The sequence below is a fragment of the Bacteroides pyogenes DSM 20611 = JCM 6294 genome (genome assembly GCF_000428105.1).
In the GTDB taxonomy this organism is placed as follows: Bacteria; Bacteroidota; Bacteroidia; order Bacteroidales; family Bacteroidaceae; genus Bacteroides; species Bacteroides pyogenes.
Map to the genome: position 1 here is coordinate 184,185 of NZ_ATZH01000008.1, position 6,429 is coordinate 190,613.

Below are 6,429 nucleotides of genomic sequence, written 5' to 3' on the forward strand. Positions count from 1 at the left end.
TTTGCTATGTGAGCCTTTTTCGCCTTTCTTCCGTCAGAAGCGTCTGCTTTCGAGATAGGTCTGAAGAATGATAGTAGCGCTTATTTCGTCCACCAACGCTTTGTTCTGCCGGTCTTTTTTCTTCAGTCCGGCCTCCAGCATCGTGCGGTGTGCGAGAACAGACGTAAAACGTTCGTCAGCAAACTCCACAGGTATCTGCGGGAAACGCTTCTTGAATGAACGCACGAACGGCTCGATATGTTTCATGTTCTCGGAAACTTCATGGTTCATTTGCCTGGGCAATCCTACCACAAGCCGTTCGACAGGCTCTTTGGCTATATATTCGCCGAGAAAGTTGAGCAGCTGATGCGTAGGCACGGTGGTCAACCCGTTGGCTATCAACTGCATTACATCGCTTACGGCAATGCCTGTACGCTTTCTTCCATAATCTATTGCTACAATTCTGCTCATTGCGCGCAAAAATACAAAAAAAGAAGCTTACGACGAAAGGAAACGATGTTTTTAAATCAGTAGACCAGCTTCACGTTGTCTATCCACAACGAATTTCCGGGCGAACCGATATAGGCTCCTCCGTAGCTCGAAGCAAACTGAATGTAGAGATGAGTGGGCAAGTCGTCTTTATCTCCCCATGCCACCTCGTGTATGGGCACGCTCTCTCCCTTGCTGTTTACCGTATAATTTTCGGACACTTGCAGACGCATCATGTGCGGCTTGTAGTGGGGAGAATCCGTTATATCGCCGTACAGTATGCGGAAGGAGGCGTTGTTCACCCAGTCGGTCGAATGATAAAAATAGGTAACCATGGTACCTACCCTCTTGGCGTATATATTCCCTTGCGCATCTTCCCAACGCTTTTGCAGGAACAAGACGGCAACCGGGTAGTCTTTTCCCGCCACATCGGTGATTTTGCTGAATCCGGTGGCGCGTATACGGTTTTCGCGGTCGGACATTTTCACCTTATAGTCGAATTGAAGCGCCACGGGTTTCCCGGTAAACGGAATGCCTGTCTGCAATATCTTCTGGGGATTCTTCGTGCTTTTAATCGGCTCGTGCACCGATCCGGTGAACACAGACCCTGCGGCCAATACCGTAATGTTGACAATTCCGAGCACCTTCACGCTTTCCATCCGTGTATCGAGCCGGGCGCAATACCCGTCGCCCCGCTTTTCGGGGAAAACGGACGTGTTCGTTTTGGTGATTCCCGCCACTTTCGCCATCACGTTCGAGGTAGCCCACGGCGAGCCTCCCATGTTCTGATAAGCAGCGTCGCCTTTAATCACGGCGGCGGGACCTATCTCATACACATTCTTCACATTTCCCCCGATCACCCCCGACTCTTTTATCTGCCGGTCTATCCATTGGTTCATGTCGCCAAACGGTATCGTTTCCGCCTTTTGCTGCGCATTCGCCATAAAGCAGCAGGCAAACGACACGCACCACACCAATGAGAAAAAACAAATTGTTTTCCGTTCCATATATTCCTTTGCTCCTTTTACCTTTATTCTCAACTTCTTCTTGCAATTACTCTCACGCTTCCGAAAACGGCGGGCCGACATACGGTATCGGCGATGCAACCTTTCGCTTCGCGCTCGCTTGGGATCATCCCAAAGGCTCCGAGCCGAAACACAAAAGCTTTCTCCTTCCCTACGGAAACGGTTTACAGCCGGGCACCATTTGTTTTCGCCGGGTGATCCGAACGATTGTGGCACTGCAAAAACGCTTATCGAACCCGATGTTAAACGAACCGTATATCTTGCCGTTTCCGTCTACACGCTTATGCAGACAGCCTGAAGGCTGAATAACGGAAAGCGAAGACAAGATGCGGGCTTACCTTACCTGCCGCAAGAAGAGCGTTTGTTTCATTTTGTTTCCCAACGGGGAAACTTTTGTTTCATGCTGGGGAAACTTTTGTTTCACACTGGGGAAACTTTTGTTTCACAACGGGGAAACTTTTGCACTAAAGGGAAGCTTTTGTTTCCCAACGACGAAGCTTCTATTTCTCAACAACGAAGCTTCTATTTCCCAACAACGAAGCTTCTATTTCTCAACAACGAAGCTTCTATTTCCCAACAACGAAGCTTCTATTTCACACCGAAGAAGTTTCTCTTTCCCACCGACGAAGTTTTTCTTTCCCAAGCCGCGAACAAAAGTCTCTCCCTCGTGTAGCGGTCTCGAAATCGATGAACCGACGCAAAGCAATCCCGCAGGCATTTGCAAGTCAAAGAACGGGCAAATATAAAACTTTCTTTTTCTATAAAGTTTTATTCGCTCGTTTTATAACTTCTTTTAGTAGAAGGCAAAGGGTTTAATGAAGGCAAGGCTTACCCATAACGCAACAAAAAAGCAGTAACTTCACAGCTACTGCCTTTTAATTCGGAAAGAATCAACACGCTTTCCGATATATTACCAAAAAGAAATCAATAGAGGCGGTACAACAACCAGGCTCCTTGAAAATCCGAACGGTTCGGATATTTAGCCTTGAAGGCATCACGGGCGGCCGCCGCAGAATCTCTGTCTGCAAACGAGCTTACAATCACACGGTACATCGCTTTCTCGGCATTAAATGCAATCGTAGATTGGTAACCCTGTCCGTCCAACCATTCTTTCAAGCCGTCGGCATTCGCTTTCACACCGAAACTTCCTGCCACTACACTATAATCTTTCAAGCCATCTTCTCCGGAAACCACAGTAACTTTTTCCTGACGAACACCCGTAACATCGACAGCTTTAGGTGCGACAGGAGCGGCAACCACCGGTGTCACTTCAACGGGAGCATCCACTTGCGGCTCGGCCAATTCTTGTTGTTTTGCTTTCTCATAAGCTTTCTTATAGGCACTCTCACTGGACTTACAAGACGTAAATGCCAGCACCAAGCATATACCCATCCCAAATACAAACAATTTCTTCATAATTAATACGTTTTTAATTAATACTTCAATATCTTTGTCTATTCATTTTCTATTTCAGGGAACAAAATAATAGAATTTTTATCATCCTACAAAGAAAACGAACGAAAAAACGCTCATTCTTTCCTTTTCCTGTAAGAAATAGTACCCGTAGCCTGATTGGTCGGCATCAAAAGTACCTCGGCTATCTGTACATGCGCGGGAGCCGAAGCCGCGAAATATACGGTTTCGGCAACATCGTCGCCGCTCAACGGACGGATGCCTGCATAGAAATCGTCGGCCGCGCGCTTGTCGCCCCGGTAGCGGACAACCGAAAAGTTCGTTTCCACCATGCCCGGTTTGATGTTTGTCACTCTCAGCGCCGTATCTACCAAATCGATCCGCAAACCGTCCGAAAGAGCCTTCACCGCCGCCTTGGTGGCGCAATAAACGCTTCCGCCCGGATAAGCGGCATCTCCGGCAATCGACCCGATATTAATGATGTGTCCCTTTCCGCGCTTTACCATGCCGGGAACAATCAGGCGGGTGATACACAACAAAGCCTTTATATTGGTATCGATCACGACATCCCATTCGTCCAAATCGCCTTCGAACTCTTTGTCCAACCCGATGACCAGCCCCGCATTGTTCACCAATACATCGATCGGCTTCCATTCGTCCGGCAAACTCTCCAGCTGCTTTACCGCCAAAGTGCGATCGCGCACATCGAAAGGCAATACGAATACACGTATGCCATAAGCCTGTTCCAATTCAACTTTCAGATCTTCGAGCTTAGAAACGGTACGGGCATTCAAAATCAAGTTCCATCCCTGCGAGGCGAATTTACGCGCGCACCCTTCACCGATACCACTGCTGGCGCCGGTGATAAAAACAATTTTGTTTTTCATCTTGTCTGTTTTACGATATTGATACAAAAATACATCCCGACAGATATTCATTAGCATCGAAGTGTAGTTAAATAAGATTAAACCCGAAAAGAAAAAAAATTATAAAACAAAAGGTTTTCCGAACTTTGGCAGAACAACCGACCTGTAAATATGTTATAAAGGTATACATAACCATTTAAAAACGTATATATCATGAAAGGATTAAATGTATTGGCAGCTTTCTTAGGCGGCGCAGCCGTAGGCGCGGCGCTGGGTCTTTTATTCGCTCCGGAAAAAGGAGAAGACACCCGCAGTAAAATCGTAGAGATTCTGCGTAAAAAAGGAATCAAACTCAACCGCAACGATATGGAAGATCTTGTAGACGAGATTGCGGCTGAAATCAAAGACAAGGTAGGAGAATAATTAAAAACCAATAAAACAGAGCGATCATGTTTGCAAGCGACAAAAGTATTGAAAACTTTCAGCAGTTGTTTTCTGAAGTAAAAAAATATATTAAACTTCAAAAAGAATACACCAAACTGGAGATAGTCGAAAAGTTAAGTATCCTTATCTCAACTCTAATCACCATTTTAATACTCATCATCTTAGGCATGATAGCTCTGTTTTATCTTCTCTTCGCCCTGGCTTACGTGTTGGAGCCGTTAGTAGGAGGATTAACAACCAGCTTTGCCATCATAGCGGGGGTCAACATTCTGCTCATCGCAATCGTAGCGGCCCTTCGCAAACGGCTGATCATTGCTCCAATGGTAAACTTTCTGGCAAATTTATTTATAACCGATTCTAACGACTAAACCATGAACACGCAAACGCCTCGTAAATTTACTATCGAAGAAATTGTTCAACGCAGAAAAAACATTGAAGTTGAACTTCGCGCTCAAAAAAAAGAAATGGCAAACACCGCGCGTGCTTTATTTGCCCCACTTGCTCCCGTTACAACGAAAGCTGGTGCAATGGTGCGTGCGTTTAATACCGGTGCCGCCATATTCGAGGGTTTCATGATAGGAGTCAAAATTATGCGCAAATTGCGCCGCTTTCTGAGAAAATAAGAAAAACGAAGAGATAAAAACCTCTCTCTTCTTACACGTATGTTTCCAACAGCTTAACCCCTTCGGCGTCCGGTACAATCGTTATATCTTGCGTAGTGGCAGGCAATAAGACAGTCTCGCCGGCATCCAAAGTAAATTCGTTGCCTTCATTGTCTTTCATCCGGCAAGATCCTTCTACGCAGATGAATATCACAAATGAATCGAGCTCCGAGTAATCGCAACTGATCTCTTCGGTCATATCGTAAAGAGAAGTAGTGAAATACGGACATGCCACCAACTCTACCGGTTCATCTTGCAACATTTCGTATTTAGTGCGATAATCATCCAGCACTTCATAATTAATGGCTTCACGGGCCAAATCGGTATGCAACTCGCGCGTCTTCCCTTCGGCATCCTTACGATTGAAATCGTAAATACGGTAAGTAATATCCGAAGTTTGCTGTATTTCTGCGATGAACGCGCCTGCCCCGATGCTGTGCACCCGCCCCGCAGGAAGGAAAAACACATCGCCGGGATGGATCTCATATTCTTGCAAAACATCGGTAATTGTGTTGTTCAACACACGTTCTTTATATTCTTTCGGAGTAATCTCTTCTGAAAAACCGGAACGCAATTTAGCTCCCTTATCGGCATCCACTACGTACCACATTTCAGTTTTACCCATTGAATTATGACGTCTTTTCGCCAATTCATCGGAAGGATGAACTTGAATAGACAAATCTTGTTTGGCATCGATAAATTTAATGAGCAACGGAAATTTATTCCCGAAACGGGCGTAATTCGCTTCCCCGACCAATTCATCGCGATATCTCCTGACCATATCGGTCAGCGTAAGACCTTTATCCGGCCCGTTGGCTACTACAGATTCATTATCTTCTACACCGGAAATTTCCCAACTTTCTCCGACTCCTTTCAAGTCAGCATTCAAACGCTTGAACGGAATAATCTTATCGCCTCCCCAAAGAGTCTGCTTCAGGATAGATTCGAATTTTAATGGATACATTTTGTTTTTCTTGTTATAAACTTTAGATTAAATTCTTCAGGAGTTGTAAAACTCCGGGACAAACATACAAAAAAATAGTTCAATCGCATGAAACAAAACTAAAAAAACCATGCAAAAAGACCAAAAAAGCCCACATAAAGCCCACTCTGATATCGTTGTAAAAGGATTTTGCTTTTTAAAACGATGGAAATATCACAGAACACTTTTTTAAGAAGAAAAAACACAAAAAGAATACAAGCGATTCGCCCGAACGCTAAACTTTCCTAAAGCATACCCTACATTTAATTGGAATAATGGCTCTATAACGAATCGTGTGGGTAGGCTCACAAAAATCCCTATCTTTGCATTATGGACAGCAAGGAAATCTTCACATCTGCATTGGGGCTGCAATCCCCTTGGAGCGTAATTCGTGCCGAATTTCAAATAAATGAAAGCGGCACAAAAGAACTGCACTTATGGCTTGCCTTTGAAAAGGGCTTTCTGTTTACAGCTCCGGATGGCAGCCAATCTACTGCTTACGATACTCTCGATAAGACATGGCGTCACCTCAATTTCTTTCAGCACCATTGCTATATTCATTGCAAAGT

The 6,429-nt window shown here is 45.0% G+C and carries 8 protein-coding genes and 1 pseudogene; 4 read left to right on the forward strand and 5 right to left on the reverse strand.

Annotated features, from left to right (window positions below):
- Positions 1–33: 33 nt before the first annotated feature.
- The 4 genes from ruvX to C234_RS0101815 all read right to left on the reverse strand — a co-directional run bounded on the left by ruvX (position 34) and on the right by C234_RS0101815 (position 3,793).
- On the reverse strand, positions 34–450 hold the full coding sequence (gene ruvX / locus C234_RS0101795) for a Holliday junction resolvase RuvX (protein ID WP_027324354.1): 417 nt from the start codon (positions 448–450) through the stop codon (positions 34–36).
- Between the two features lie 56 nt (positions 451–506).
- Positions 507–1,412 carry a PCMD domain-containing protein gene (locus tag C234_RS0101800; RefSeq protein WP_248596471.1) on the reverse strand — a complete coding sequence of 302 codons (906 nt, stop codon included), beginning with the start codon at positions 1,410–1,412 and terminating at the stop codon, positions 507–509.
- Between the two features lie 1,005 nt (positions 1,413–2,417).
- Positions 2,418–2,909, reverse strand: a complete 492-nt coding sequence (locus tag C234_RS0101810) for an SPOR domain-containing protein (RefSeq protein ID WP_027324357.1) — start codon at positions 2,907–2,909, stop codon at positions 2,418–2,420.
- A 113-nt stretch (positions 2,910–3,022) separates the two neighbouring features.
- On the reverse strand, positions 3,023–3,793 hold the full coding sequence (locus C234_RS0101815) for an SDR family NAD(P)-dependent oxidoreductase (RefSeq protein WP_027324358.1): 771 nt from the start codon (positions 3,791–3,793) through the stop codon (positions 3,023–3,025).
- A 192-nt stretch (positions 3,794–3,985) separates the two neighbouring features.
- Between C234_RS0101815 and C234_RS0101820 the strand changes: the two genes are divergently transcribed.
- The 3 genes from C234_RS0101820 to C234_RS0101830 are packed head-to-tail and all read left to right on the forward strand — an operon-like array spanning position 3,986 to position 4,839.
- Positions 3,986–4,195: a YtxH domain-containing protein gene (locus tag C234_RS0101820; protein ID WP_027324359.1), complete on the forward strand. Its 210-nt coding sequence runs from the start codon at positions 3,986–3,988 to the stop codon at positions 4,193–4,195.
- 26 nt (positions 4,196–4,221) lie between these two features.
- Positions 4,222–4,584, forward strand: a complete 363-nt coding sequence (locus C234_RS0101825; protein ID WP_027324360.1) for a phage holin family protein — start codon at positions 4,222–4,224, stop codon at positions 4,582–4,584.
- Between the two features lie 3 nt (positions 4,585–4,587).
- Entirely contained in the window at positions 4,588–4,839 is a 252-nt protein-coding gene (locus C234_RS0101830) for a hypothetical protein (protein ID WP_027324361.1), read from the forward strand.
- Between the two features lie 31 nt (positions 4,840–4,870).
- Here C234_RS0101830 and C234_RS0101835 read toward each other — a convergent pair whose 3' ends face one another.
- Positions 4,871–5,842, reverse strand: a complete 972-nt coding sequence (locus C234_RS0101835; protein WP_027324362.1) for a type I phosphomannose isomerase catalytic subunit — start codon at positions 5,840–5,842, stop codon at positions 4,871–4,873.
- 348 nt (positions 5,843–6,190) lie between these two features.
- Here C234_RS0101835 and C234_RS0101840 point away from each other — a divergent pair.
- Positions 6,191–6,429: pseudogene (locus C234_RS0101840) on the forward strand (ISL3 family transposase); the annotation flags it as partial.